This is a genomic window from Pseudomonas sp. P4_C1, from assembly GCF_056402155.1.
On the sequence record NZ_JBFUHY010000043.1, the window covers coordinates 1 to 26,740 of the forward strand.

The window sequence follows — 26,740 nt, forward strand, 5'->3', positions numbered from 1 at the left end:
CCGTATCCGGACCCGTACGCCGCGGAAAAGCCACTGTTCGTGATCGATTCGAAGAACGTGGACAAGTACGCCAACAACCTGACCGATGGCCAGAAAGCGTTGCTCAAGCGTTACCCTGATACCTTCAAGATCCCGGTGTACCCGAGCCACCGCGACTTCCGCCTCGATCAGCGCATGGAAGACCTGATCAAGAAAAACGCCGTCACTGCCGAACTCGACAATGACAACAACGACACGAAAAACGCCTGGGGCGCCTCGCCGTTCCCGATCCCGAAGAACGGCAGCGAGTTGATGTTCAACCATACCTTGCAGTCGCGCGCCAACACTGAAGAGGCCAACTACGGCCAGGCGGTGGTGTACGCCAACAAGGAAAAGGTGCTCGAAGAAGTCAACTACAAGATCTTCTCGATCTGGTCCAGTCCGGACAAATCCCTGGAGACGGCCAACGGCGTGCTCACCAACTTCCTGATCACCACCCTGGAACCGGTGCGCAAGAAAGGCGAGATCGTGGTCGGTCACGAGTTCATCAACCCGACCTCCTCCCCCCGCCAGGCCTGGCAGTACAGCCCGGGTCAACGCCGGGTACGTCGCGCGCCGACCGTGGGCTACGACTCGCCGACCGGCGCGGGAGGTTTTCGTGTGTACGACGAAGACCGTTTGTTCAACGGTGCGCCGGACCGCTACAACTGGACCATCGTCGGCAAAAAGGAAATCTACATTCCGTACCACAACTACAAGACCGACGATCCAGGCGTAACGGCCGACCAGATCCTGGCCACCACCGGTCACATCGATCCGCAGTACATGCGCTACGAGAAGCACCGCGTCTGGGTGTTGCAGGCCGACCTCAAGGAAGGTGCCCGCCACGTGTACGCCAAGCGCGTGCTGTACCTGGACGAGGACACCTGGTCCGCGACCATGGCCGACAACTACGACAGCCGTGGCCAGTTGTGGCGCACCAACATGCAGACTTCGATCTATGCCTACGAGATGCAGCGCTACCACGCTCGCCTCGGGATCTATCACGACCTGATCGCCGGTTCGTATCTGGTTGACCGGATGCTGATCGATCAGAAACCGGCCAAGCTCAACGCCACCGCTTTCACCGAAGACGAATTCACCCCTGGCAACCTGCGCAAACTCGGCACCCGCTAAACCCCTGGCGCCCCGACCGATTCATTCGGTCGGGGCGTTGTGCCTTTCCAAATCTGTAGATTTCACGGAAGACTGCCCATGAATAAACTCCTCACCGGCGTCATCGCCATGGCCAGCGTTGGCCTGTCGATGCAAGCCAATGCCCTGAACATCCTGCTGACCAACGACGACGGTTGCCGCGCGCCCGGCATCGATGCGATGTACCGCGCCCTGACCGCTGCCGGGCACAAGGTCACCCTGGTCGGGCCGTTGAACGACAGCAGCGGCATCGGCGCCGCCAGCGTGGTCGTGCCCGGCCAGGCCCTGGGGATGACCGAACTGGCACCGGGCAAATTTTGCGTCGGGCCACCACAGGGTTACACCTCGCCTGCCGGCAAGACTTCCGCCATCGGCACGCCAGTGGATGCGGTCAACGTCGGCCTCGACGTGATCCTCAAGGATTCGCCACCAGACCTGGTGGTGTCAGGCAGCAATTTTGGCGAAAACGTCGGCCCGCTGACGCAGATGTCCGGCACCCTCAACGCCGCCGTTCGTGCCATGTTCAAAGGAGTTCCGGCGGTGGCGGTGTCCACGGCCATCGACATGGACCTGATCATCCGCGATCAGCAGGCGGGCTATCGCAAGACCCTTGGCGCCATGGACGACACGGCGCGCTTTGCCGTGAAGGTCATAGAGCAGGCGAGCCTGGCGGGTACCGAAGCGAAAAAATCCTGTAGCAAAAACAAACATGACTGCGAGCTGAACGTGCTCGGCCTGCCGGGAGTCAGCGGCCTGAACCTCAACTACCCGCCTCTGAAACCCGATGAGGTCAAAGGCGTGAGCTTTGCCCCGATCGGTAATTGGGATCGCGTGAACTTCACTTCGCAGCGCAGCGCCGATGGCGTGGTCCACGTCAACCTGGCCCCACCGTCGACACCGACCGAAGCCCAGCAAAAGGCCGATGCCTATCAACTGTGGCAAGGCCACGCGGTGATCACCGTGATCGACGGCAACATGATCGCGCCGCAGGCGGTGCAGGATCAGGCGAAGAAGATGTTGCAAGGCATCAAGCCTTAAGCGAATGCAGCCCTCGCAGGTGTACGCAACATCTACGGGCATCCAAAAAACATTGTGGGAGCGAGCTTGCTCCGGGCGGCGTTCCGACGATGAGGCCGGCCCATTCAAAATAGATGTCGACTGACACTCCGCCATCGCGAGCAAGCTCGCTCCCACAGGGTTACCGGGTGTACGCAATATCTGTGGATAACCAAAAACCAGTGTGGGAGCGAGCTTGCTCGCGATGAGACCTACACATTCAAAATAGATGTCAACTGACACTCCGCCATCGCGAGCAAGCTCGCTCCCACAGGGTTAGCGGCTGTACGCAATATCTGCGGGCATCCAAAAATCATTGTGGGAGCGAGCTTGCTCCGGGCGGCGTTCCGACGATGAGGCCGACACACTCAACATCGATGTCGACTGACACTCCGCCATCGCGAGCAAGCTCGCTCCCACAGGGTTAGTGGGTGTACGCAATATCTGCGGGTATCAAAAAATCATTGTGGGAGCGAGCTTGCTCGCGATGGCGGCAACGCGGTACTGGATCAGACCCATATCGCGTCCCACAGCGGATAATCGCCCAGCTTCTCCACCAACCTCGCGCGCAACGGGTTGGCGACGACATATCGTGCAAGCTTTACCAGATCCTCATCCCGCCTCAACGCCCGATCGTGATAACCCTGCTGCCAAAGACTGCCGCTACGACCAGAAGTCATGTTCACGGCTCGCGTACTCAACGATTTGGTTTTTTGCATCAGCTGACTGAGTGAGCACTGCTGCAACTCGATCAACCAATGAAAATGATCGGGCATGATGACCCAGGCAAAAGTGTTCGCCCAGTATTGTTCCTGTGCATACTGAAATTGCTTGACGACCAGCCGGCCCAAACCGAAATCCTTGAAAACCGGTTCTCGGTCCAGCGTGTTGCTCGTCAGCAGGTAAATCCTGTTGGGTTCAGGGTAGCGGCCTGTGCGCAGGCGATGTGAAGCGGGTAATTCAGGCATTCCTTTGCCCTCTCCATGGTGAATTCAGGAGGAAGGCTAGACCGGTGGATGCTTGGGAGTTGAATCAGCTTTTAACTGGATGTGTCTCCCACAGGGTTAGTGGGTGTACGCAAAATATGCAACCAACCGAAATTACTGTGGGAGCGAGCTTGCTCCGGGCGGCGTTCCGACGATGAGGCCGGCACATTCAACATTGATGTTGACTGACAGACCGCCATCGCGAGCAAGCTCGCTCCCACAGGTTTAGGTGTTGGCTTCAGACTGCCGGCTGGAACGGCACAAACTCGGTCACTTCCAGATCGAATCCGGACACGGCCTTGTACGGCACCGGCGAGCTCATCAGGCGCATTTTGCGGACGTTCTGGTCGCGCAGGATTTGTGCGCCGATGCCCAGGGTTCGTTGCGGAAACTGTGGTGTACGCAGTCTGCCGCCACTTCGCTGGCGCAACTGTTCGAGCACGCCGTCGGCGGTTTCCTTTTGCGCCAGCAGCACCAGCACGCCGTTACCGGCGGCGGCGATGCTCGCCAGTGAACGTTCGAGAGTCCACTGCTGTGACCCGTCTTCGCTTTCACACCCCAGCACATCCCGCAATGTCTCGATGCTTTGCACCCGCACCAGCACCGGTTGCGTACTGTCGATCCGGCCCTTGACCAACGCCAGGTGCAACGAGCCCTTGTAGGTGTCCTGATAGGTGGTCACCTGGAACTCGCCGTGGCGGGTTTGCAACGGATATTCGCCGCCGCGCTCGATCGTACCTTCATGCAGAATGCGGTAGTGAATCAGGTCGACGATGGTGCCGATCCGCAAGCCATGCCGCTGGGCGAATTCATGCAACTCGGCACCACGGGCCAGTTCCCCGTCCTCGTTGAGAATGCCCACCAGCGTTGCCGCCGGTTGCAGCCCCGCCAGTCGCGTCAGGTCGCAAGCGGCCTCGACATGCCCCGCCCGCTGCATCACGCCACCGGGCAAGGCTTGCACCGGGAAGATATGCCCSGGTTGCACCAGGTCCGCCGGAACGCTGGCCGGGTCGACCGCCACCTGGATCGAGCGCGCCCGGTCCGCCGCCGAGATGCCGGTGGACACTCCGGTGGCTGCTTCGATCGAGCAGGTAAAACCCACGCCATGTCGCGCCCGGGAGTTGGGCACCATCAGGTCCAGGCCCAGCGCGCGACAGCGTTGCTCGGTCAGGGCCAGGCAAATCAGCCCGCGTGCCTGCACCGCCATGAACGTGACGGCCTCGGCCCCGGCCTGTTCGGCGGCCATCAGCAATGAGCCTTCGCCGTTGTGTTCGTCGTCGGTGATCACCACCATCTGACCGGCGCCAATGGCCTCGATGAGTTGCGGCACCGTGTTGAAAGCCAGGCCGTTCACTGGAGTGCCTCGCGCAGGTCCGCCGCCGCATCGGACAAGGCATATGCCGCCCCTTCGACAAAGGGCGCCATGCTGATAAAACCGTGGATCATGCCGTCACAACGCTGAACCCGCACAGGCACTCCGGCCTCGCGCAGGCACTCGGCCATTGCCTCACCCTCATCACGCAAGGGGTCAAATTCGGCGGTAATCAGGGTCGTTGGCGGCAATCCCGCCAGGCTCTCGGCGCGCATGGGCGAGGCCAATGGATCATCCGCCTGCCCGACGTCTTGCAGGTACTGCTGCCAGAACCAGCGCATCATCCCGGCGGAAAGCAGATAGCTCTCGGCAAATTCTTCGAAGGACTGAGAGTCGCAACCTGCGTCAGTGACCGGGTAAAACAGACACTGATAGCTGACCTTCGGCCCCTGGTGTCGTGCCGCCAACTGACTGACAGCCAGCGCCAGGTTGCCCCCGGCGCTGTCCCCGGCCAAGGCCAGCCGGCTGCCGTCGACGCGCAGTTCAGCTGCGTGCTCAACCAACCAGCAGGTGGCCGCATAACAATCGAGCGGTGCAGCCGGGAACTTGTTTTCCGGCGCCAGTCGGTAGGCGACCGATACCACCACCGCCTCGGTCTGACGGGCCAGCGAACGGCAGAGATTGTCGTGGGTATCGAGATTGCCCATGACAAATCCGCCGCCATGGAAAAACACCAGCAATGGCAGATTGAATGCTTCCGATGGCCGGTACAGCCGTGCGTCCAGTTCACCGTCCGCGCCGGCCACCCGCAGGTCGCGCACCTCGCTCATCGGATCGCCGGGAATGGCCGGCAGCAGGTTGTCGGAGAACTGCCGGTACTGTGCGGCATCGACCTGACTGAAATCGGGTTCCGGGATGTCGCGAAACTGCTGGAGGACTCCAGCGATCTGCTTATCGAGCGGCATGGGCATCGTCCTCTACGTCAGTCATTTGAAACTGCGGATTGGTTTCTCCCAGGATGCTTTGTACGCGGCGCTCAAGGGCCGGTTTGAAACCCTTGTGGGGCAGAATCCAGAAACGCTTTTGCGCGACGGCGTCGAACACTTGCGCGGCCAGCTCCGCCGGGGTCATACCCTGGCGAACGGTGCTGTCGAGCAATTGATTGAAGTCGGATCCGGCGGTACCCGCCATCTGGTTCGACGCCATGATTTCACTGGCCACCGGCCCCGGGCACAGCACCGAAACCGACACCGGCGCACCGATCATGGCGAGTTCGTAATGCAGGGTTTCCGAGAGCGCGACCACGGCTTGCTTGGTCACGTTGTACGGCGCCATCAGCGGGCTGCTGACCAGCCCGGCAAGGGACGCCGTGTTGACCACATGGGCTGCCCGGCCCTGGCTGAGCAGCAGCGGCACAAAGCTGCGAATGCCGTTGATCACGCCGTTGAGGTTGACGTCCAGTATGCGCTGCCATTGCGCCTCGGTGATTTCCCAGCTTAAGCCGGTTTGCATCACCCCGGCGTTGTTGAACAGCAGGTCCACCCCGCCAAATTGCTCGACAGCCCGATCACGCAAGCGCTCGACCTGCGTTACATCACCGACATCGGTGACGCAGACAATCGCTTGCGCACCGCGGGCCTGCAATTCGTCGCACAGGGCTTGCAGGCCCGCTGCATCCCGATCCGCCAGCACCAGGCGCATGCCCAGCTTCGCCGCGTGTTCGGCCAAGCCTCGGCCAATACCACTGGCGGCCCCGGTAATCACCGCTACCGGCCCTTGTTCATTACTCATCGCCAACTCCTGCCATGGGTCCAATGACGCCAGTAGAGCGGGCCAACCAAAAGCAGCCATCGTCCATTCAGACGATGCCCGCTTTTACAGGGCCGGCAGAATCCGTTACATGCGCCAAACCCGTGATCCCTTGGGAGAATAATAAGATGAGTACCCTGCACCGCATCGAAGCCAAACTGCTGGAAGACCGCTACGCCCGCGGCTGGCATTGCCTGGGCCTGGCCGCGCAATACCGCGACGGCAAGGCCCATCGCCTGGAGGTGTTCGGCACCCGTCTGGTGGCGTTCCAGGGTGAAGACGGCGAACTGCATATTCTTGATGGCTACTGCCCGCACATGGGCGCCGACCTGAGCACCGGTTGCGTTGAAGGTAACTCGATCCGCTGCCCGTTCCACGCCTGGCGCTGGGGGGCCGATGGCGTGTGCGATGACATCCCCTATGCCAAGCGCATCCCGCCACGGGCCAAAATCAAGAGTTGGCCGATCATGGAAGAAAACCAACTGCTATTCGTCTGGAATGACCCTGAAGGCAACCCGCCGCTGCCTGAGCAACGCATTCCGCGCATCGACGCCTGCTACAGCGACGAATGGGCGGCATGGGAAGTCGCCGAATTGCAGATTGGCACCAACTGCCGCGAACTGATCGACAACATCGCCGACATGGCGCACTTCGGCACTGTGCACGGCGCGCCGGTCGAGGAGTTCATCAACATTTTCCAGGGCCACCTGGCGACTCAGATCATGCGTGCCCGCAGTGAGCGCCTGTCCGGTGACAGCGTGCTGACCACCGAAGCCACCTACTTCGGCCCGGCCTATCAGATCACCGAAATGAACGGCGCGATGAACGGCCAGCCGATCCACTCGATCCTGCTCAACTGCCACGTGCCGATCGACCTGGACAGCTTCACCCTGCGCTACGGCGTGCTGGTGAAAAAGATCCCGGGGCTCAGCGAGGAGCAAAACCAGGCGATGGCCAAGGCCTACGTGGCGCAGGCTCAGGCAGCCTTCTACGAAGACGTGGCCATCTGGCACAGCAAGACCCGCGTCGACAACCCGCTGCTGTGTGACGGTGACGGTCCGGTCTATCAGTTGCGTCGTTGGTACGAGCAGTTCTATACCGATGTGGAAGCGCTGTCGGCGGACGCTGCCGAACACAAAAAGTTTGTCGTGCGCACCAGCGAACGGGTCTGACGTCAGCGGCTTTTCGCCCGCCCCGGGCCTGAGCGGCAGCCGCCGGTCAGGCCTTGAGCCCGAGCGTTGCAAGGAGTCGATACCGGCGCTTATTCTCGGCCACCGCCAACGCTAATAATAAAAACGGTTTTTCCCCATGCAGCAGAGCCTCAGCCTCGATACGTTCAGTGATTTGCTCGGCAACCTCTATCAGGGGCCGCTGGAAACCATTCCCTGGGCGACTTTTCTCAATCAGCTCAATGTGCATCTGAACAGCAAGTACGTGACCTTCATCCTGCGTCCGCCCAGCGCCCACGTGGACGGATTGATGGTCAACACCACCGGCACCTCGACCGAGGCGACTGCGTCGTACAACAAACACTTTTTCAGCCTCGACCCCTTTGTCGACCTGCCCAACCGCCAGGTCGTGACCCTCGCCGAGTTCGTTTCCAACGACGACTGGCAAAACTCCGAGTTCTACAAGAATTTCCTTGAACCTGTGGACGTGTTCCACATCCTCGGTGCCGACATCAACACCGTCGACGGCGCCCAGTGCCGCATTCGCATCAGCCGCGGACGTGACGACAAGCCTTTCGGCAATGAAGAAAAGGCCATGCTCACGCATTTCATTGCGCACCTGGAACGTTCGATCAAGATCCACATGCAACTCAACCGCATCGAAGCCGAGCGCAACCTGTACGCCGGCGCGGTGAACCAGATGGCGGTCGGCACGATCATCCTCGACGAGTCCGGCAAGGTGCTGCAGACCAACCAGGTCGCCGACCGGCTGATCCAGGAAAAGGACGGCATCAAACTGGTCAACGATGGCCTGCAGGTCGGTACGGCCCGGGACACCCAAGAGTTCCGCCGACTGGTCAAGCAGTCGCTGCTGTCGCAGAAGAGCAGCAACCCGTCGGTGGTCGAAGCCCTGCGCGTGCAGCGGCCGTCCGGCAAAGCGGACCTGGGGATCATCGTGCGCTCGGTGCCATTGACCGACTGGAGCGAGGGCAAGCAATGCCCGACCGTGGTGATTTTCATCAGCGACCCGGAACAACAGTCCACCGCCCCGCAGGAAATCGTTCGTGCGCTGTTCGACTTCACCCCGGCGGAAACCCAGCTTGCCATGTTATTGGCCAACGGCCTGACCCTCGACGAAGCCTCGGAAGAACTGGGCATCAGCCGCAATACCTCGCGGGCGCACTTGCGCTCGACCTTCTCCAAAACCGGCGTGACCCGCCAGACCATGCTGGTGCGCCTGATCCTGCGCAGCGTGGCGACCCTCGGCTAAGCCCGACTGCCGACCTCGTCCGCTCGGACGATGGCGGCCCCCGCTGTACAGCGCACAGTGTCTTTATCCCAAACAGGGGACTGCCCCATGCGCAACTGCCCAACCATCCTCAAGACTGAACTGCTGGCGCAAAGCGGCCACTTTCAGATCGAAGCCCTGCACCTGCAATTCAGCAACGGCCAGCAGCGGGTCTACGAACGCCTGCGCGGCACCGGTTATCGTTCGGTGATGCTGGTGGCGATGCCTGATCCAGAGCATGTGCTGCTGGTGCGTGAATACGCAGTCGGTGTGGAAAAAACCATACTCGGCCTGCCCAAGGGCGGCGCTGAACCCGATGAGGACTATTTGCAGGCGGCGCAGCGCGAGCTGAGCGAAGAAGTCGGCATGCGCGCAGCACGTCTCACCGAACTGGGCGAACTGACCCTGGCACCGGGACACTTGTGCCATCGCTACCGGGTGGTACTGGCCGAACAACTGAGCCCCTGCCAATCGGCCGGCGACGAACCCGAGCCGCTGGAATGCCTGCGGGTGCCCCTGGCGCAAATCCCCGAGTTGGTGGCACGTGGTGAACTCCACGAAGCCAGGGCGATTGCGGCGTTGTTCATGGCCATGGGCGCCCTCGCCCGACGCACCTGACACAGACGCCATCCTCTTGTGGGAGCGAGCTTGGTCCGGGCGGCGATCCGACGATGAGGCCAGCACATCCAGCATCAATGGCGCCTGACACACCGCCATCGCGAGCAATCGAGCGTCGACCGGCTGCTCCCACAGGGAATGCAGCCAGGCACAGATCCCGGGAACGGCCAATAATCCTGTGGGAGCGAGCCTGCTCGCGATGAGGCCATCACATCCAACATCAATGGCGCCTGACACACCGCCATCGCGAGCAATCGAGCGTCGACCGGCTGCTCCCACAGGGAATGTAGCCAGACACAGATCCCGGGAACGCCCAATAATCCTGTGGGAGCGGGCTTGGTCCGGGCGGCGATCCGACGATGAGGCCAGCACATCCAGCATCAATGGCGCCTGACACACCGCCATCGCGAGCAATCGAGCGTCGACCGGCTGCTCCCACAGGGAATGCAGCCAGGCACAGATCCCGGGAACGGCCAATAATCCTGTGGGAGCGAGCCTGCTCGCGATGAGGCCAGCGCGAACAACACACCCCTCAACAGACAAAAGCAGCACAAACAAAAACGCCCCAACCAAGGTCGGGGCGTTTTCATTTGCAGCTAAGGCTTAGCGCGGGAATGCTGGCGGGTTTACACCGGCCATGTCTTCCATCACGCGAACCACCTGGCAGCTGTAACCGAACTCGTTGTCGTACCAGACGTACAGAACAACGCGGTTATCCTGGGTGATGGTCGCTTCCGCGTCCACTACGCCTGCGTGGCGCGAGCCGACGAAGTCGGTGGAAACCACTTCCTGGGAGCTCACGTAGTCGATCTGCTTGTGCAGGTCCGAGTGCATGGCCATCTGGCGCAGGTACTCGTTGATCTCTTCGCGAGTGGTGGCCTTTTCCAGGTTCAGGTTCAGGATAGCCATCGACACGTTCGGCGTAGGCACGCGAATCGCGTTGCCGGTCAGCTTGCCCTTGAGCACTGGCAACGCCTTGGCGGCTGCGGTGGCGGCACCGGTCTCGGTGATGACCATGTTCAGCGGCGCGGCGCGGCCACGACGGCTGCCCTTGTGGAAGTTGTCGATCAGGTTCTGGTCGTTGGTGAACGAGTGAACGGTTTCGACGTGGCCGTTGACGATGCCGTACTTGTCGTTGACTGCCTTGAGCACCGGCACGATGGCGTTGGTGGTGCAGGACGCCGCCGAGATGATCTTGTCGTCAGGGGTGATGTCGCCATGGTTGATGCCGTGCACGATGTTCTTCAGCGCGCCCTTGCCAGGTGCGGTGAGGATCACGCGGGCAGCGCCCGGGCAGGCCAGGTGCTGGCCCAGACCGTCGGCGTCACGCCATACACCGGTGTTGTCGACGATCAGAGCGTTTTCGATGCCGTACTGGGTGTAGTCGACTTCGGCCGGGCTCTTGGCGTAGATAACCTGGATCAGGTTGCCGTTGGCGGTGATGGTGTTGTTGGCTTCATCGATGGTGATGGTGCCATCGAACGGGCCATGGACCGAGTCGCGGCGCAGCAGGCTGGCGCGCTTGACCAGGTCGTTCTCGGCGCCCTTGCGGACCACGATGGCGCGCAGGCGCAGGCCGTCGCCACCACCGGTTTTCTCGATCAGGATGCGCGCCAGCAGACGGCCGATACGACCGAAGCCGTAGAGGACAACGTCGGTGCCTTTGCGGGCCGAAGCGTTCTGCTGGCCAACCACGTCAGCCAGTTCTTCACGGACGAACTGCTCGGCAGTACGGCCATTGCCTTCGGCCTTGAATTTGGCCGCCAGCTTGCCCAGGTCCACCGAAGCGGCGCCGAGCTTGAGCTCGCTCATCGCCTTGATCAGCGGGAATGTTTCGTGGACGGACAGCTCGCTTTCGTCGGACTGACGGTGACGAGCAAAGCGGTGAGCTTTGAGAATCGCAATGACTGAACGATTGATCAGGCTGCGGCCATAGATCGAGCTCACCACGTTGTTATTGCGGTAGAGCTGACCGATAAGCGGAATCATCGCTTCTGCGAGTGCTTCACGGTCGATCCATTCACCAAGACACTGGTCGGGCTTCTGAGTCACGGGAACCTTCCACATGTAGGGGCAGAAAAAAGGGGCTACATTATGCCGCCGAGTGACAGCTGTAGCAATGCGCGCCCGTCGTGCTTTTCGTAACAAATCGTCGTTCAAAAAACTTACGCCTCGCGCAAGCCCAATAAAACCGGGGCTTGCAGCGAAGTCAATTTTTTGGAGGTCACGCGTCCTTATCCGTAACCCTCCGTAACACTCGTTGTATTTGCCACTACATATTCAGTAATTTCCGGTAAAAAACCGCTGAATTTTGTCTTTACCACTACATTTCATCAGACCGTCGCTTTAGACGCAGTCAGCAACTGACAGGCGGCATCGTTGACCGCTACAATTGTCGACTTTGTCGCAACGCTTGGAGCTCAACCTTCCGTGCCCGTTCTGCGTCTACCGCTTCTCCCTGCCGCGGCAGGTAAACAGCACTGGGGCAACCTGCCCGGTGCCGCCCTGAGCCTGGCCATCGCCGAGGCCGCCAGCGCTGCCAAGCGCTTTACCCTGCTGCTGACCGCCGACAGCCAAAGTGCCGAACGGCTGGAACAGGAGCTGGGTTTCTTCGCCCCGGATTTGCCCGTATTGCACTTTCCCGACTGGGAAACCCTGCCCTACGACCTGTTCTCGCCGCACCAGGACATCATTTCCCAGCGCATCGCCAGCCTGTACCGGCTGCCGGAACTGAGCCATGGCGTGCTGGTGGTGCCGATCACGACCGCCCTGCATCGCCTGGCACCGACCAGATTCCTGCTCGGCAGCAGCCTGGTGCTGGATATCGGCCAGAAGCTCGACGTCGAGCAAATGCGCGCCCGGCTTGAAGCCACGGGTTATCGCTACGTCGATACGGTGTATGAACACGGCGAGTTCACCGTTCGCGGTTCGCTGATCGATCTGTTCCCGATGGGCAGCAAGCTGCCGTATCGCATCGATCTGTTCGACGACGAAATCGAAACCCTGCGCACCTTCGACCCGGAGAACCAGCGCTCGATCGACAAAGTCGACTCGGTCAAGCTGTTGCCGGCCAGGGAATTCCCGCTGCAGAAAGAAGCGGTCACCCGTTTCAAGGCCCGGTTCCGCGAGCGTTTTGACGTCGACTTCCGCCGCTGCCCGATCTTCCAGGACTTGAGCAGCGGGATTACGCCAGCCGGCATCGAGTACTACCTGCCGCTGTTCTTCGAAGAAACCTCGACGCTGTTCGATTACCTGCCCCAGGACACGCAAGTATTCTCGCTGCCCGGTATCGAACAGGCCGCGGAAAACTTCTGGAACGACGTGCGCAATCGCTATGAAGAACGCCGCGTCGACCCCTCCCGTCCTTTATTACCTCCCGCCGAACTGTTCCTGCCAGTGGAGGACTGCTTCGCGCGCCTGAAGAACTGGCCGCGCGTGGTGGCCAGTCAACAGGATGTAGAAAGCGGTAGCGGTCGCGAGTGCTTCCCCGCCCGGGAGCTGCCGAACCTGGCCATCGAAGCCAAGGCCACCCAGCCGATGGCGGCACTGGCGGAGTTCCTCGACCAGTTCCCCGGTCGCGTGTTGTTTACCGCCGAATCCGCAGGCCGCCGCGAGGTGCTGCTGGAACTGCTGGAACGCCTGAAGCTGCGACCGAAAACCGTCGACAGCTGGCCAGACTTTGTCGCCGGCAAGGAACGTCTGGCGATCACCATCGCCCCGCTCGATGAAGGCCTGCTGCTGGACGACCCGGCCCTGGCCCTGGTTGCCGAAAGCCCGTTGTTCGGCCAGCGCGTGATGCAGCGCCGTCGCCGCGAAAAACGCGCCGATGCCAACAACGATGCCGTCATCAAGAACCTCACCGAGCTGCGCGAAGGTGCGCCGGTGGTGCACATCGACCACGGCGTCGGCCGCTACCTGGGCCTGGCGACCCTGGAAATCGACAACCAGACCGCCGAATTCCTTGCCCTGGAATACGCCGAAGGCGCCAAGCTCTATGTGCCGGTGGCCAACCTGCACCTGATCGCCCGCTACACCGGCAGCGACGATGCCCTGGCCCCGCTGCACCGCCTCGGCTCCGAGACCTGGCAGAAAGCCAAGCGCAAAGCCGCCGAACAGGTGCGTGACGTGGCCGCCGAGCTGCTCGACATCTATGCCCGCCGCGCCGCCCGTGAAGGCTACGCCTTCGCCGATCCGAAAGCCGACTACGCCACCTTCAGCGCCGGCTTCCCGTTCGAAGAAACCCCGGACCAGCAAACCACCATCGAAGCTGTGCGCGAAGACATGCTCGCGCCCAGGCCGATGGATCGCCTGGTGTGCGGCGACGTTGGCTTCGGCAAGACCGAAGTGGCGATGCGCGCCGCGTTCATTGCAGTCCACGGTGGACGCCAGGTGGCGATTCTGGTGCCGACCACCCTGCTCGCCCAGCAGCATTACAACAGCTTCCGCGACCGCTTCGCCGACTGGCCGGTGACCGTGGAAGTGATGAGCCGCTTCAAGTCGACCAAGGAAGTGAACGCGGCGGTCGCGGACCTGGCCGAAGGCAAGATCGACATCGTCATCGGCACGCACAAGCTGCTGCAGGACGATGTGAAGATCAAAAACCTCGGGCTGGTGATCATCGACGAGGAACACCGTTTCGGCGTGCGCCAGAAAGAACAACTGAAGGCGCTGCGCAGTGAAGTCGACATCCTGACCCTGACCGCCACGCCGATTCCGCGCACGCTGAACATGGCGGTGTCGGGCATGCGTGACCTGTCGATCATCGCCACGCCGCCAGCCCGTCGCCTGTCGGTACGCACCTTCGTCATGGAGCAGAMCAAGAGCACGGTCAAAGAGGCCTTGCTGCGTGAGCTGCTGCGTGGCGGCCAGGTCTATTACCTGCACAACGATGTGAAGACCATCGAGAAATGCGCCGCCGACCTCGCCGAACTGGTGCCGGAAGCACGGATCGGCATCGGCCACGGGCAGATGCGCGAACGCGAACTCGAACAGGTGATGAGCGACTTCTACCACAAGCGCTTCAACGTGCTGATCGCCTCGACCATCATCGAGACCGGCATCGACGTACCGAGCGCCAACACCATCATCATCGAGCGCGCCGACAAGTTCGGCCTGGCACAATTGCACCAGTTGCGCGGCCGGGTCGGACGCAGCCACCACCAGGCGTACGCCTACCTGCTGACGCCACCGCGCCAGCAAATTACCCCGGACGCGGAAAAGCGCCTGGAAGCGATCGCCAACACCCAGGACCTCGGCGCGGGCTTCGTGCTCGCCACCAACGACCTGGAAATCCGTGGCGCCGGCGAACTGCTCGGCGACGGCCAGAGCGGGCAGATCCAGGCGGTCGGCTTCACGCTGTACATGGAAATGCTCGAGCGCGCAGTGAAGTCGATCCGCAAGGGCGAGCAGCCGAACCTCGACCAACCGCTCGGCGGCGGTCCGGAGGTCAACCTGCGGGTTCCGGCGTTGATTCCCGAGGACTACCTGCCGGATGTCCACGCCCGCCTGATTCTCTACAAGCGCATTGCCTCGGCCACCGATGAGGACGGCCTCAAGGATTTGCAGGTGGAGATGATCGATCGTTTCGGTCTGTTACCGGAACCGACCAAGAACCTGATCCGCATCACTGCATTGAAATTGCAGGCCGAGCTACTGGGCATCAAGAAAGTCGATGGCGGCCCGCAAGGCGGTCGCGTCGAGTTCGCCGCACAGACGCCGGTCGACCCGCTGACCCTGATCAAGCTGATCCAGGGCCAGCCAAAACGCTACAAATTCGAAGGCGCCACGATGTTCAAGTTCATGGTTCCGATGGAGCGCCCGGAAGAGCGCTTTAATACTGTAGAGGCGCTGTTCGAGCGCCTCGTTCCGAAAACTGCTTGAAGGACGCCGCATGCGCCTGTTTCGCTCACTGACCTTGCTGACCCTGCTAATTCCAGCGCTGGTCGCACCCACGGCATTTGCCGATGACCTGTATCAGGTCGAAATGATTCTGGTCCGTCAAAACGCCGTGCCGGCGATTGTCAGCCGCGCCGCACCGGAAGACTGGGCCGCTGGCGCCCAACCCGTGGGCCCCGACAGCTTGCGTACGCCAAGCCTGAATGGCGAGGTGGAAAAACTCACCAGCAGCGCCGACTACACGGTGTTGCTGCACAAGGCCTGGCAACAGACTCTCGGCGAAAACGCCAGCAAAGTGGCGATCAGCGACGGCAAGGAACAATATGGTCAGTTCCCGATCGAGGGCACGCTGAACATGACGCTGGGACGCTTTACCGACGTCGACGCCGATTTCTGGGTCAATCAGATCGATGCCAATGGCATGGTGACCGCCAGCGAGCGCTTGAAACAGGAAAGCCACACCAAGAACGGCCAGTTGAACTTCCTCGATAACGGCCACCTCGGCCTGCTGATCAAGATCACCTCTCTGACCGCTCCCGCCCCTCGGCCAGTCCCCGATGAAATTCCGGACTGATTCCCATGTCTGCGGCCCTGAGCAAACCCCTGGCACCGTCCTGGGTCAGCCGATTCAAGGAACAGAGCCTGGAGCGTGGCCGCCGTTATGCGCTGGAGAATCGTGTCAGAATCGTCGAGGTCGGCGACGCCACGATCATCGCCGCTTGCGAAGGCTCAGGCAGTAACGTTTACCGCCAGACCATTCGCCTGCGCGAGTCAGCCAAGGGCACGCTGCTGATGGTCGACGCCACCTGCTCGTGCCCGGTCCACAACAACTGCAAACATTGCGCAGCGGTGCTCCTGCAAGTGCAGGAAACCCTCGACTACCCCGCTGCCGCCAAAGACGCCGAACTTCTGGAAAAACTCCAGGCAGTCCTGGAAAACCGCAGCCCGAAAGCCCCGCCGCAAGTGCTGGTGGACAATGTGCAACCGTTACCGCGCCTGTGGCTGGCCAGCATCGAGTTCAGCGCATTCGAACCGCGCAATGGCCGAATGCAGCGGTACATCCAGCATCGGGCGGCGCTGTCTTTCAGTTACCTGGACGAGTACGTTTGCGGACAGAGAAACTCCGACATCCTGATTCGTCAGGAAAGCCAGACGCTGCGGATAAAACGCCACCCGGAAGTGGAACAGTCCTACCGGGAACAGTTGCGAATCCTCGGTTTCAAAGTTGCCACCCGGCAAAGCAAGGCCCTGCCGGAAAGTGCCGGCGAGCTGTTCGAGATGGTCAATGACAGCGCCTGGCTGACCTTTACCCTCAATGAACTGCCGAAGTTGCGCTCCCAGGGCTGGGAATTGCAGATCGACGAGGACTTCGGTTTCGACCTGACGGCGGTAGACGACTGGTACGCCACGGTCGAACAGGCACCGGAGCGCGACTGGTTCGACCTGGAACTGGGGATCATCGTCAACGGCGAACGCCTGAGCCTGTTGCCGATCCTGCTCAACCTGATGCGCTCCCACACCGAAATCCTCAACCCGGAACGCCTTGCCCGACGACGCGACGACGAGTTGATCCTGGTCAACATCCCCAATCGCCCGAACTCCGAGCACGGCCCACTGCAAGTCGCCCTGCCCTTCGGCCGCTTGAAGCCGGTGCTGGCCACCCTCGGCGAGTTCTACCTGCAGGAGCCCGGCGACACCACGCTGCGCCTGAGCAAGGCCGATGCCACGCGCCTGAACCCGCTGGAAGACATGCCACTACTGTGGGAGGGTGGCGAACAGATCCGCACCTTTGCCCAGCGCCTGCGCGACATCAAGGACCACACTGCCGCGGCCCCGGAAGGTTTGAATGCGACTCTGCGCCCATATCAGCTTGAGGGCTTGAGCTGGATGCAATCGATGCGACAACTGGAAGTGGGTGGAATTCTCGCGGACGATATGGGCCTGGGCAAAACCCTGCAGACACTGGCGCACGTGCTGAGCGAGAAAAACGCCGGCCGCCTCGACCGGCCGTGCATGGTCGTGATGCCGACCAGCCTGATCCCCAACTGGCTCGACGAAGCGGCGCACTTTACGCCGCAGCTCAAAGTGCTGGCGCTGTACGGTGCCAGCCGCAAAAAGCACTTCGACAAGCTGGCCGACTACGATCTGATCCTGACCACCTATGCACTGCTGCCCAAGGATGTCGAACGCCTGGCGGCGCAGCCCTTGCACATACTGGTGCTGGACGAAGCGCAATACATCAAGAACCCCGGCAGCAAGGCAGCCCACGCCGCCCGCGAACTGAACGCCCGGCAGCGCCTGTGCCTGAGCGGCACACCGCTGGAAAACCATCTCGGTGAGCTCTGGTCGCTGTTTCACTTCCTCTTGCCCGGCTGGCTGGGCGACGTCAAAAGCTTCAACCGCGATTACCGCGTGCCGATTGAAAAGCGCGCCAGCGAGGTCAGGCTTCAGCACCTTAACGGCCGGATCAAACCTTTCCTGCTGCGCCGCACCAAGGAACAGGTGGCCACCGAGTTGCCGCCGAAGACCGAGATCATCCACTGGGTCGAGCTCAACGAGGCCCAACGCGATGTATACGAAACCATGCGCCTGGCCATGGACAAGAAAGTCCGCGACGAGATCACCCGCAAAGGCGTGGCCCGCAGCCAGATCATCATTCTCGAAGCCCTGCTCAAGCTGCGTCAGGTGTGCTGCGATTTGCGCCTGGTCAACGAGGCGACCCTGCCAACCCGTGGCAGCACGTCAGGCAAGCTCGACAGCCTGATGGAAATGCTCGAAGAACTGTTCGAGGAAGGTCGGCGGATCCTGCTGTTCTCGCAGTTCACTTCAATGCTGTCGCTGATCGAGGACGAACTGAACAAACGCGGCGTGGCCTACGCCCTGCTGACCGGCCAGACCCGCGACCGCCGCACGCCGGTGAAGGAATTCCAGAGCGGCAAACGTCAGATATTTCTGATCAGCCTGAAGGCCGGTGGCGTTGGCCTGAACCTGACCGAAGCGGACACGGTGATTCATTATGACCCGTGGTGGAACCCGGCGACGGAAAACCAGGCGACTGACCGGGCATATCGCATCGGCCAGGAGAAGCCGGTGTTCGTCTACAAGCTCATCGCACGCGGCACCGTGGAAGAAAAGATTCAGCACCTGCAAAAGGAAAAGTCCGACCTCGCGGCCGGCGTGCTGGACGGGCGCAAGGCCGGGGACTGGAAACTGCAGAACGATGATATCGAGGCGCTGTTTGCGCCGCTGCCGGAAAACCTCGAAAAGCGTTGAGATCTTCGGCGTTTTTAAGTCCGCCATCGCGAGCAAGCTCGCTCCCACAGGTTCTATGGTGTCCGCAAAAGTTGTGTTCGACGCGGACCCTGTGGGAGCGAGCTTGCTCGCGATGAAGTCAACTCGGTACCAAGCGGGACTCAGCCCTTGAGCACCCGCGCCAGCGTCGATTTCACCTCCCACAGTAATAGCGTCGAACACATTTTTTGCGAACGCCACTGAACCTGTGGGAGCGAGCTTGCTCGCGATGAAGTCAACTCGGTACCAAGCGGGACTCAGCCCTTGAGCACCCGCGCCAGCGTCGATTTCACCTTGCCCATGCCGTCATGCAATGCCTGCTCGATCTCGGCCATGGTAATTACCGCCGTCGACTTGCCCGCCGCCGGGTTCACCACCAGCGCCAGACAGGCGTAATCCAGTTCCAGTTCCCGGGCCAGGGCGGCCTCCGGCATACCGGTCATGCCGACGATGTCGCAGCCATCGCGCTCCAGCCGGGCGATTTCAGCCACTGTCTCCAGGCGCGGCCCTTGAGTACAGGCATACACGCCATGACTGCTGTAGCCCACACCTTCCGCCGCCAATGCCGCAATCAGTTGCTGGCGCAACGGTTCGCTGTAGGGGTAGCTGAAGTCGATATGGGTGACGTGTTCCAGGTCATCGGCAAAGTAGGTGTGCTCACGACCGCTGGTGTAGTCGATCAACTGATGCGGCACGCAGAAATGCCCGGTGCCCATGGCTGCATGGATACCGCCCACGGCGTTTACCGCCAGAATGGCTTGCGCACCGGCCTGCTTCAGCGCCCAGAGGTTGGCGCGGTAGTTGACCTGATGCGGCGGAAAACGATGGGGATGACCGTGACGCGCGAGGAAAAGCACTTCCTTGCCGGCATACTCGCCGATCTGAACGTCGGCCGAAGGTGCGCCATAAGGCGTGTCCACTGTCAGTGACTGGCGAATGCTCAGGCCTTCGAGTTGAGTCAGGCCAGTGCCACCGATAATCGCGTAAACCGTCATAACGAACAGTCCTTAATCAATCAATTGAGCTTCTTTGAGCGCGCCGACAGCAGCCAGCCAGCGCGGGTCCTGACGGTATTCGGTGTTGGCGAACGACTGGCCGCGCATCCGTGCAATGCGCTCGGAAGGCTTGACCTTCAGACGCTGGGCAGCGCTCAGGGCGAGCTCGGCAGCCGCACGGTCGTTGCACACCAGGCCCATGTCGCAACCGGCAGTCAGCGCAGCTTCAATTCGACTGGCGGCATCGCCGACCACATGGGCGCCCGCCATGGACAAGTCGTCACTGAAGATCACGCCATCGAACTGCAACTCGCCGCGCAGGATGTCCTGCAACCAGCGGCGGGAGAAACCTGCGGGTTGAGAATCGACTTGTGGATAAATAACGTGGGCCGGCATGACGGCGGCCAGTTGCTTGCTCAGCTTGGCAAACGGCACCAGGTCATTGGCGCGGATCTCGTCGAGGCTGCGCTCATCATTCGGGATCGCGACGTGGGAATCAGCCTCGGCCCAGCCGTGGCCGGGGAAGTGCTTGCCGGTGGCGGCCATGCCTGCGCTGCTCATGCCGCGGATGAATGCACCCGCGAGCAAGGCAGCGCGCTCGGGATCACCTTCGAACGAGCGGGTGCCGACAACGGCACTGCGCTGGTAATCCAGGTCCAGCACCGGGGCGAAGCTCAGGTCCAGGCCGACGGCCAGCACTTCGGTCGCCATGATCCAGCCGCACTGCTCGGCCAGGTATTCGGCGTTCGGGTTGTCGGCGATGGCGCGCATGGCGGGCAAGCGCACGAAACCCTGGCGCAGGCGCTGCACGCGGCCGCCCTCCTGGTCCACAGCCAGCAACAAGTCGGGACGGACGGCGCGGATCGCCGCACTCAGTTCACGCACCTGGCGTGGATGCTCGATGTTGCGAGCAAAGATGATCAGGCCGCCCACTTCGGGCTGGCGCAACAATTGGCGATCTTCAGCCGTCAGCCAGGTACCGGCGACGTCCACCATCAACGAGCCTTGCAAGCCAGCAGTCATAAGAATTCCTTGATAACAGAAAACCCGGCCCACACGAATTCGCCGCCAAGGGCATGGCCCGGCAGATTGGCGAGTTCAATGAGGAACGGGTTCAGAACGAGAGTCGGCATGGGCGGCTAGCTTAGCGGATGTCAGCTGCCGCGCCCACCCATGCGCGGTTATACCTTGGCGGCAACCGGCGTCGATTTGCTGCGTGGACGCAACTGGGCAGTGGCCATGGCCGCGTCAGTCACACCGGATTCGGCACGCATGCCGGCGGCCAGGAATGGCACCATCAGGCGCATGACCTGCTCGATCGAGGTATTCACGCCGAAGTCGGTTTCGGCAATCGCGCGCAAGGCCTTGATACCGGACATGCTGAACGCCGCAGCACCGAGCATGAAGTGCACGCGCCAGAACAGCTCGATGGGCGGAATACGCGGCGCCGCTTCGTTGACCAGTATCATGTAGCGGCGGAACACCTTGCCGTACATGTCTTCCAGATAACGACGCAAGTGCCCCTGGCTCTGACTGAACGCCAGTCCCAGCAAACGCATGAAGATAGACAGGTCGTTGCCACTGCGCGGCTGCACCACCAGTGCCTGCTCGACGAGGATTTCCAGCAACTCTTCGAGTGTCGGCCTGATTTCAGGTTTGGCCTGACGCCGCTCCAGCTCTTTATCGAGACTGATACAGAACGGCCCGAGGAACCGCGAGAAAACCGCCTGAATCAACGCCTTCTTCGAACCGAAGTGATAGTTCACCGCCGCCAGGTTGACACCGGCCTTGCTGGTGATCAGGCGCAACGAGGTTTCGGCGAAACCTTTTTCCGCGAACAACTGCTCGGCAGCATCGAGAATGCGTTCAACGGTTTCCGACTGGGCCATGGCTACTCCGCCTGACAAACACTTGTTTGAAACATACGTTTCAGCCTGCGCCTTGTCAAGCCTGGCAGTTCGTTTCGGGAATGGTCGGTCAGACATTTAACCACACAACGGCGAAGCTTCAATCCACTGACTGATTGACCGTCCGGCGGCCGCTAAAAAAAGGAGCATTGCCAAGACCGCCTCACTGTATATAATCCCAGTCACTGTATAAAAAAACAGAGCGATCAATATGCTAAAGCTGACGCCACGCCAAGCCGAGATTCTGGCCTTCATCAAACGCTGCCTGGAAGACAACGGCTACCCGCCAACCCGTGCGGAAATCGCTCAGGAACTGGGTTTCAAATCACCCAATGCGGCGGAAGAACACCTCAAGGCCCTGGCTCGCAAGGGTGCAATCGAGATGACGCCTGGCGCCTCCCGCGGCATTCGCATCCCCGGCTTCGAAGCCAAGGCCGACGATTCCACCCTGCCGATCATTGGCCGGGTCGCAGCCGGCGCCCCGATTCTTGCGCAACAACACATCGAAGAGTCCTGCAACATCAACCCCGCCTTCTTCCATCCGCGCGCCGACTACCTGCTGCGCGTCCATGGGATGAGCATGAAGGATATCGGCATTTTCGACGGCGACCTGCTGGCGGTCCACACCACCCGCGAAGCCCGTAACGGCCAGATCGTGGTGGCGCGAATCGGCGACGAAGTGACCGTCAAGCGCTTCAAGCGTGACGGCAGCAAAGTCTGGCTGATCGCCGAGAACCCCGAGTTCGCCCCGATTGAAGTGAACCTTCAAGACCAGGAACTGGTGATCGAAGGCTTGAGTGTCGGCGTCATTCGCCGCTAAAGGAGGCACCATGCAGTTCCCACAGACATCACCACAGCAAACCCAACTGCCGTTGTTCGAAGCGTTCATGGCACAGCCATTGGCGCCGATTCTGAAAGACGTAGTCGAGTCCCCCTGGAGCGCCGAACCTGACGTTTTCAGCGAGCTGTCACTGCGTGGTGCAGCCGGGAACTGCCTGAGCCTGCTGGCACCGATCCTCAGGGAATTGAGCCAGGATCAGGATGCACGCTGGCTGACACTGATCGCGCCACCCGCCAGCCTGACTCAAGCCTGGCTGCGAGATGCCGGCCTCAACCGCGAGCGCATTCTGTTGCTGCAACCGCGGGGTACCCAGAGCGCCCAGCAACTGACCTGCGAAGCGCTGCGCCTGGGTCGCAGCCACACGGTGGTCAGCTGGATCAACCCGTTGAGCCCGCAATCGCGGCAACAACTGATCAGCGCCGCCCGCACCGGGGACGCTCAGAGCCTGAATATTCGTTTGGGCTAACTGACAGACAGGGTGCGAGCTTCACCGCGCAAGGCTTCTCCAGGGACAGAGAAGCCAATGAATAGCGACATCAAGAAAAACGACAGGCGGGGATCAATGAAGCACCCGCGACCCCTCGTCCTTGTCGAATTCGCCTTCAACCAGGCGACCGGCCATCTGTACACCGACGCTCAACATCGCCTTGGCGACTTCCACGTACTGTCCTTGCAGGAACGCTTTGGCGTCCTCGGAGAAATCCAAAGTAACCAGAGAACCCTCGTCCTCGGCCCTGCGCAGCTCGATACGGCCGTCTGGTAACTCGACAATTTCTAGAAAGGACGTTGGCATAAAGGACTGTTCTCCACGAAAGGCGGGGATTATATAGGCATCGTTCGGGGTTCGCTTGAGATCTTGACCAGATGTCATTACCCAAATGTGTGCGTCAGCACTCGTTCAACCCTTCACGAAACCGGATCGCCAATGCTTTCAGGTTCTGACGCCAACTCTCCAGCTCCTCCCGGCTCAGCTCCTCCGGCGCATCCTCTTCATCCAGATTGACAGCCTGGATCAGTGGCTGGGTCACGTCCCCTTTCGGCTTGTGCGGCGCGCGCGGCGGTTGAAACAGCGCAGCATGGGCGGCCAGGAGTTTGGCCAGCCAGGTCTCCGGGTTATTGGCCAGCTCGACCAGCTCAGCCATTTCCGGAATGGCGATGGCATCCAGCACCTCGCGAGTCAGCAATAACTCTGCACGGGGCGCATTGGCCTGAGGCAAGCGATAGTAACCGGCGATTTCGTGACACAGCCCCAACAGCGCGCCGTACAGGTGAAACAGCGCGGATTCGCGTCCCGCCTGGATCAGCGCCAGCGAATTCATCGCCCGCCCCTCTTCAGTGCGAGCCAGTGCTTCCAGCGACAAGCCGGCGAAGTAAATCTTCTGATTGGTACGGGTATACAGTTCGTGGGCCATGACGGCAGCCTCCACAACGAAATAATTGCTTCACGCAGGTTGGACAGTGTCGTGGATCAGCCAGGCAAACCGCAAGTCCTCTGCCGATGCCGATGCCGATGCCGACGCCAACACTGTAGGAGCGAGCCTGCTCGCGAAAAACGTAAACGATAACGTGTACATCCTGGAAAAACGTGTTGCCCTTGAGTTTTTCGCGAGCAGGCTCGCTCCTACAGAGAAAGCAGCAAAAACAAAAAWGGCCGCATGAACACCCGAGGGTGGTCATGCGGCCTTTTCATTACCCCAGGCTGTTAAGCCTTGGCTGCCGGACGCTTGTCTTCGACCGCCCACTTGCCGCCGTCGTAGAACGCTTTCCAGCCAGTCGGTTTCCCGTCAACCTCGGTCTGCACGTACTGTTCCTTGGTCTTGCGACTGTAACGAATCACAGTCGGGAGACCATCCGGATCTTTCTTCGGCGCCTCGCAGAGGAAGTGATACTTCGGATCGATCTCATCCTTGTGCGGGATGATTTCCATCACCAGCGGAGCACGGGTCTCGCGGTTTTTCGGGAACTGGCTGGCGGCCAGGAACAAGCCTGATGCACCGTCGCGCAGAATGTAGGTGTCGTTGACCTTTTCGCACTTCAGCTCAGGCATCTTCACCGGATCCATCTTCGGCGGTGCCGCATCGCCGCTCTTCAACAACTTGCGGGTGTTCTTGCAGGTCGCATTGGTGCAACCGAAGAACTTGCCGAAGCGGCCAGTCTTGAGCTGCATCTCGCTGCCGCACTTGTCGCATTCCAGGCTCGGGCCTTCATAGCCCTTGATGCGATAGGTGCCCTCTTCGATTTCGTAGCCATTACAATCCGGGTTGTTACCGCAGATATGCAACTTGCGCTTCTCATCAAGCAGATAGGCATCCATCGCCGTGCTGCAGATCGGGCAGCGATGCTTGCCACGCAACACCAACGACTCCGACTCACCCTCGTCGTCCGCGGCAATTTCGTCGCCCGGCACCAGGTTGACGGTGGCCTTGCAGCGCTCTTTCGGCGGCAGGCTGTAGCCTGAGCAACCGAGGAACACGCCGGTCGACGCAGTACGAATCTGCATCGGACGACCGCAGGTGGTGCACGGGATGTCGGTCATCACCGGTTGATTGGCACGCATGCCGCTTTCCGGGCTTTCGGCCACTTCGAGTTTCTTCTTGAAGTCGCCATAGAACTCGTCGAGCACGTTTTTCCAGTCGCGTTCGCCCTGGGCCACGTCATCGAGATGCTCTTCCATGCCAGCGGTGAAGCCGTAGTCCATCAGGTTGGAGAAGCTCTCCGCCAGACGCTCGGTAACGATGTCGCCCATCTTTTCCGAGTAGAAGCGACGGTTGTGCAGCGCCACGTAACCACGGTCCTGGATGGTCGAAATGATCGCCGCGTAGGTCGAAGGACGACCGATGCCACGCTTTTCCATTTCTTTTACCAGGCTGGCTTCCGAGTAACGCGCCGGCGGCTTGGTGAAGTGCTGGGTCGGATCAAGCTTGATCAGCTTCATCGCGTCGCCCTGGGCCATGTCCGGCAATACATCGTCGTCGCCCGGCTTGGCGATTTGCGGCATGACACGGGTGTAACCGTCGAACTTCAGGATGCGGCCCTTGGCGCGCAGCTCGAAGTCGCCGGCACCCACGGTGACGGTAGTCGACAGGTATTGCGCCGGCAGCATCTGGCAAGCGAGGAACTGGCGCCAGATCAGCTCGTAGAGGCGTTCAGCGTCACGCTCCATGCCCGACAGCTTGCTTGGCTCGGTATTGGCGTCGGACGGACGAATCGCTTCGTGAGCCTCTTGTGCGCCTTCCTTGCTGCTGTAGACGTTCGGGGTTTCCGGCAGGTACTTCTTGCCGAACTCGCCTTCAATATAGGTACGCGCCATCGCCACGGCATCAACCGAAAGGTTGGTGGAGTCGGTACGCATGTAGGTGATGTAGCCGGCTTCGTACAAACGCTGGGCCATCATCATGGTTTTCTTCACACCAAAGCCCAGGCGGTTGCTTGCGGCCTGCTGCAGGGTGGAAGTGATGAACGGCGCCGACGGCTTGCTGCTGGTCGGTTTGTCTTCGCGCTTGACGATGCTGTAGCTGGAAGACTTGAGCTTCTCCAGCGCGGCCATGGCCTGGGTTTCGTTGAGCGGTTTGAAGGCTTCGCCTTTCTCGCGGGCCACATCGAAACGCACGGTCGCGCCTTTGGCGGTGCCGAGGTCGGCATGGACTTCCCAGTACTCTTCCGGGATGAACGCGCGGATTTCACGTTCGCGCTCGACCACCAGCTTCACGGCAACCGATTGCACGCGACCGGCAGACAAGCCACGAGCGATCTTGGCCCACAGCAGTGGCGAAACCATGTAACCCACGACACGGTCGAGGAATCGACGCGCCTGCTGGGCGTTGACACGATCGATGTCCAGCTCGCCTGGTTTCGAGAAGGCTTCCTGGATCGCCTTCTTGGTAATTTCGTTGAACACCACGCGCTTGTAGCGGGTGTCGTCACCACCGATGGCTTCGCGCAGGTGCCAGGCAATGGCTTCCCCCTCGCGGTCCAAGTCGGTTGCGAGATAGATGGTGTCAGCATCCTTGGCGAGCCGGCGCAGCTCTTCGATGACTTTTTCCTTGCCCGGAAGAATCTCGTACTTGGCTTTCCAGCCATGGTCCGGATCCACACCCATGCGCGCGACCAGCTGCTTGCGCGCCTTTTCTTTCGGTGACAGTGCCGGCACTTCACCCGCAGCAGCCTTGCCGCGCTTGGCGGCTGGCTCTTTGCTGGCGCTAGCCGAACCGCTGGTGGGCAGGTCTCGGATATGGCCGATACTCGACTTCACCACGTATTCGTTGCCCAAATACTTGTTGATGGTCTTGGCCTTAGCCGGGGATTCCACAATGACCAGCGATTTGCCCATGGATCAGAAAATTCCTGAATTCGAGAAGTGAAAGGCGGTTGGCGCCTGACGCGGCACCGCTATATATAGT

At 60.9% G+C, this 26,740-nt stretch carries 22 protein-coding genes; 11 read left to right on the top strand and 11 right to left on the bottom strand.

Translation table 11 applies throughout. The features are described from left to right. Nucleotides 1-1,155: DUF1329 domain-containing protein (locus AC1DU9_RS20055; protein ID WP_477810680.1), on the top strand; the 1,155-nt coding region annotated here is incomplete at its 5' end. 78 nt (nucleotides 1,156-1,233) lie between these two features. After that, entirely contained in the window at nucleotides 1,234-2,211 is a 978-nt protein-coding gene (surE, locus tag AC1DU9_RS20060) for a 5'/3'-nucleotidase SurE (RefSeq protein ID WP_477810681.1), read from the top strand. Nucleotides 2,212-2,738: 527 nt separating this feature from the next. Here the strand turns inward: surE and AC1DU9_RS20065 are convergent. The 4 genes from AC1DU9_RS20065 to AC1DU9_RS20080 all read right to left on the bottom strand — a co-directional run bounded on the left by AC1DU9_RS20065 (nucleotide 2,739) and on the right by AC1DU9_RS20080 (nucleotide 6,318). Continuing rightward, nucleotides 2,739-3,197 carry an REP-associated tyrosine transposase gene (locus AC1DU9_RS20065; protein ID WP_477810682.1) on the bottom strand — a complete coding sequence of 153 codons (459 nt, stop codon included), beginning with the start codon at nucleotides 3,195-3,197 and terminating at the stop codon, nucleotides 2,739-2,741. Between the two features lie 256 nt (nucleotides 3,198-3,453). Then, nucleotides 3,454-4,569 carry a 3,4-dihydroxy-2-butanone-4-phosphate synthase gene (locus AC1DU9_RS20070; RefSeq protein WP_477810683.1) on the bottom strand — a complete coding sequence of 372 codons (1,116 nt, stop codon included), beginning with the start codon at nucleotides 4,567-4,569 and terminating at the stop codon, nucleotides 3,454-3,456. Next, on the bottom strand, nucleotides 4,566-5,492 hold the full coding sequence (locus tag AC1DU9_RS20075; RefSeq protein WP_477810684.1) for an alpha/beta hydrolase: 927 nt from the start codon (nucleotides 5,490-5,492) through the stop codon (nucleotides 4,566-4,568). The genes AC1DU9_RS20070 and AC1DU9_RS20075 overlap by 4 nt, the downstream gene beginning before the upstream one ends. After that, nucleotides 5,479-6,318, bottom strand: coding sequence for an SDR family NAD(P)-dependent oxidoreductase (locus tag AC1DU9_RS20080; protein ID WP_477810685.1), 840 nt, complete (start codon nucleotides 6,316-6,318; stop codon nucleotides 5,479-5,481). The genes AC1DU9_RS20075 and AC1DU9_RS20080 overlap by 14 nt, the downstream gene beginning before the upstream one ends. Nucleotides 6,319-6,464: 146 nt before the next feature. Between AC1DU9_RS20080 and AC1DU9_RS20085 the strand changes: the two genes are divergently transcribed. The 3 genes from AC1DU9_RS20085 (at nucleotide 6,465) to nudE (ending at nucleotide 9,411) form a co-directional block, all read left to right on the top strand. Further along, entirely contained in the window at nucleotides 6,465-7,508 is a 1,044-nt protein-coding gene (locus tag AC1DU9_RS20085; RefSeq protein WP_223463219.1) for a 3-ketosteroid-9-alpha-monooxygenase, oxygenase component, read from the top strand. 136 nt (nucleotides 7,509-7,644) lie between these two features. Beyond that, nucleotides 7,645-8,775, top strand: coding sequence for a helix-turn-helix transcriptional regulator (locus AC1DU9_RS20090; RefSeq protein ID WP_223463218.1), 1,131 nt, complete (start codon nucleotides 7,645-7,647; stop codon nucleotides 8,773-8,775). 87 nt (nucleotides 8,776-8,862) lie between these two features. Continuing rightward, a complete protein-coding gene (nudE, locus tag AC1DU9_RS20095; RefSeq protein ID WP_223463217.1) occupies nucleotides 8,863-9,411 on the top strand; it encodes an ADP compounds hydrolase NudE in 549 nt (182 codons plus the stop codon). A gap of 603 nt (nucleotides 9,412-10,014) precedes the next feature. On the opposite strand, the gene AC1DU9_RS20100 is transcribed toward nudE, so the two are convergent. Next, nucleotides 10,015-11,478, bottom strand: a complete 1,464-nt coding sequence (locus AC1DU9_RS20100; RefSeq protein WP_007974029.1) for a glyceraldehyde-3-phosphate dehydrogenase — start codon at nucleotides 11,476-11,478, stop codon at nucleotides 10,015-10,017. 363 nt (nucleotides 11,479-11,841) lie between these two features. Here AC1DU9_RS20100 and mfd point away from each other — a divergent pair, with 363 nt between their 5' ends. From mfd to AC1DU9_RS20115, 3 genes are read left to right on the top strand one after another with little or no spacing between them, the layout of a single operon-like run. Then, nucleotides 11,842-15,291, top strand: coding sequence for a transcription-repair coupling factor (mfd, locus tag AC1DU9_RS20105; RefSeq protein ID WP_477810686.1), 3,450 nt, complete (start codon nucleotides 11,842-11,844; stop codon nucleotides 15,289-15,291). A 10-nt stretch (nucleotides 15,292-15,301) separates the two neighbouring features. Next, the gene (locus AC1DU9_RS20110) at nucleotides 15,302-15,880 is read left to right on the top strand and encodes a CsiV family protein (protein WP_223463215.1); all 579 of its coding nucleotides are present in this window, start codon (nucleotides 15,302-15,304) and stop codon (nucleotides 15,878-15,880) included. A gap of 5 nt (nucleotides 15,881-15,885) precedes the next feature. After that, complete coding sequence (locus AC1DU9_RS20115; RefSeq protein ID WP_477810687.1) at nucleotides 15,886-18,579, top strand: SNF2-related protein; 2,694 nt, start codon at nucleotides 15,886-15,888, stop codon at nucleotides 18,577-18,579. Nucleotides 18,580-18,854: 275 nt separating this feature from the next. Here the strand turns inward: AC1DU9_RS20115 and AC1DU9_RS20120 are convergent, their stop codons facing one another. The 3 genes from AC1DU9_RS20120 to AC1DU9_RS20130 all read right to left on the bottom strand — a co-directional run bounded on the left by AC1DU9_RS20120 (nucleotide 18,855) and on the right by AC1DU9_RS20130 (nucleotide 21,481). After that, nucleotides 18,855-19,592, bottom strand: a complete 738-nt coding sequence (locus tag AC1DU9_RS20120) for an S-methyl-5'-thioinosine phosphorylase (protein WP_223463213.1) — start codon at nucleotides 19,590-19,592, stop codon at nucleotides 18,855-18,857. Between the two features lie 12 nt (nucleotides 19,593-19,604). Further along, entirely contained in the window at nucleotides 19,605-20,615 is a 1,011-nt protein-coding gene (gene nagZ, locus AC1DU9_RS20125) for a beta-N-acetylhexosaminidase (RefSeq protein WP_223463212.1), read from the bottom strand. A gap of 158 nt (nucleotides 20,616-20,773) precedes the next feature. Then, entirely contained in the window at nucleotides 20,774-21,481 is a 708-nt protein-coding gene (locus AC1DU9_RS20130; RefSeq protein ID WP_108219237.1) for a TetR/AcrR family transcriptional regulator, read from the bottom strand. 229 nt (nucleotides 21,482-21,710) lie between these two features. Here AC1DU9_RS20130 and lexA point away from each other — a divergent pair, with 229 nt between their 5' ends. Then, entirely contained in the window at nucleotides 21,711-22,319 is a 609-nt protein-coding gene (lexA, locus tag AC1DU9_RS20135) for a transcriptional repressor LexA (RefSeq protein ID WP_007995278.1), read from the top strand. Between the two features lie 10 nt (nucleotides 22,320-22,329). Beyond that, nucleotides 22,330-22,806, top strand: a complete 477-nt coding sequence (sulA, locus tag AC1DU9_RS20140; protein ID WP_007991406.1) for an SOS-induced cell division inhibitor SulA — start codon at nucleotides 22,330-22,332, stop codon at nucleotides 22,804-22,806. Between the two features lie 93 nt (nucleotides 22,807-22,899). On the opposite strand, the gene AC1DU9_RS20145 is transcribed toward sulA, so the two are convergent. Continuing rightward, nucleotides 22,900-23,133 (bottom strand): hypothetical protein, encoded by a 234-nt coding sequence (locus AC1DU9_RS20145; RefSeq protein ID WP_223463211.1) that lies wholly within the window; start codon nucleotides 23,131-23,133, stop codon nucleotides 22,900-22,902. Nucleotides 23,134-23,227: 94 nt separating this feature from the next. Next, nucleotides 23,228-23,752 (bottom strand): DUF6586 family protein, encoded by a 525-nt coding sequence (locus AC1DU9_RS20150; RefSeq protein WP_223463210.1) that lies wholly within the window; start codon nucleotides 23,750-23,752, stop codon nucleotides 23,228-23,230. A 46-nt stretch (nucleotides 23,753-23,798) separates the two neighbouring features. On the opposite strand from AC1DU9_RS20150, the gene AC1DU9_RS20155 reads away from it, so the two are divergent. After that, entirely contained in the window at nucleotides 23,799-23,999 is a 201-nt protein-coding gene (locus AC1DU9_RS20155; RefSeq protein WP_477810688.1) for a hypothetical protein, read from the top strand. Between the two features lie 43 nt (nucleotides 24,000-24,042). Here the strand turns inward: AC1DU9_RS20155 and topA are convergent, their stop codons facing one another. Next, a complete protein-coding gene (gene topA, locus AC1DU9_RS20160) occupies nucleotides 24,043-26,670 on the bottom strand; it encodes a type I DNA topoisomerase (RefSeq protein WP_223463209.1) in 2,628 nt (875 codons plus the stop codon). Nucleotides 26,671-26,740 lie beyond the last annotated feature (70 nt).

What these genes read in the sequence shown, in the direction of transcription:
- AC1DU9_RS20115 (WP_477810687.1), top strand. Translation starts at nt 15,886, where the DNA reads ATGTCTGCGGCCCTGAGCAAACCCCTGGCACCGTCCTGGGTCAGCCGA.
- AC1DU9_RS20075 (WP_477810684.1), bottom strand. Translation starts at nt 5,492, where the DNA reads ATGCCGCTCGATAAGCAGATCGCTGGAGTCCTCCAGCAGTTTCGCGAC.
- AC1DU9_RS20150 (WP_223463210.1), bottom strand. Translation starts at nt 23,752, where the DNA reads ATGGCCCACGAACTGTATACCCGTACCAATCAGAAGATTTACTTCGCC.
- AC1DU9_RS20130 (WP_108219237.1), bottom strand. Translation starts at nt 21,481, where the DNA reads ATGGCCCAGTCGGAAACCGTTGAACGCATTCTCGATGCTGCCGAGCAG.
- AC1DU9_RS20110 (WP_223463215.1), top strand. Translation starts at nt 15,302, where the DNA reads ATGCGCCTGTTTCGCTCACTGACCTTGCTGACCCTGCTAATTCCAGCG.
- sulA (WP_007991406.1), top strand. Translation starts at nt 22,330, where the DNA reads ATGCAGTTCCCACAGACATCACCACAGCAAACCCAACTGCCGTTGTTC.
- nudE (WP_223463217.1), top strand. Translation starts at nt 8,863, where the DNA reads ATGCGCAACTGCCCAACCATCCTCAAGACTGAACTGCTGGCGCAAAGC.
- AC1DU9_RS20085 (WP_223463219.1), top strand. Translation starts at nt 6,465, where the DNA reads ATGAGTACCCTGCACCGCATCGAAGCCAAACTGCTGGAAGACCGCTAC.
- topA (WP_223463209.1), bottom strand. Translation starts at nt 26,670, where the DNA reads ATGGGCAAATCGCTGGTCATTGTGGAATCCCCGGCTAAGGCCAAGACC.
- AC1DU9_RS20065 (WP_477810682.1), bottom strand. Translation starts at nt 3,197, where the DNA reads ATGCCTGAATTACCCGCTTCACATCGCCTGCGCACAGGCCGCTACCCT.
- AC1DU9_RS20145 (WP_223463211.1), bottom strand. Translation starts at nt 23,133, where the DNA reads ATGCCAACGTCCTTTCTAGAAATTGTCGAGTTACCAGACGGCCGTATC.
- nagZ (WP_223463212.1), bottom strand. Translation starts at nt 20,615, where the DNA reads ATGACTGCTGGCTTGCAAGGCTCGTTGATGGTGGACGTCGCCGGTACC.
- AC1DU9_RS20100 (WP_007974029.1), bottom strand. Translation starts at nt 11,478, where the DNA reads ATGTGGAAGGTTCCCGTGACTCAGAAGCCCGACCAGTGTCTTGGTGAA.
- AC1DU9_RS20090 (WP_223463218.1), top strand. Translation starts at nt 7,645, where the DNA reads ATGCAGCAGAGCCTCAGCCTCGATACGTTCAGTGATTTGCTCGGCAAC.
- AC1DU9_RS20120 (WP_223463213.1), bottom strand. Translation starts at nt 19,592, where the DNA reads ATGACGGTTTACGCGATTATCGGTGGCACTGGCCTGACTCAACTCGAA.
- AC1DU9_RS20080 (WP_477810685.1), bottom strand. Translation starts at nt 6,318, where the DNA reads ATGAGTAATGAACAAGGGCCGGTAGCGGTGATTACCGGGGCCGCCAGT.
- surE (WP_477810681.1), top strand. Translation starts at nt 1,234, where the DNA reads ATGAATAAACTCCTCACCGGCGTCATCGCCATGGCCAGCGTTGGCCTG.
- lexA (WP_007995278.1), top strand. Translation starts at nt 21,711, where the DNA reads ATGCTAAAGCTGACGCCACGCCAAGCCGAGATTCTGGCCTTCATCAAA.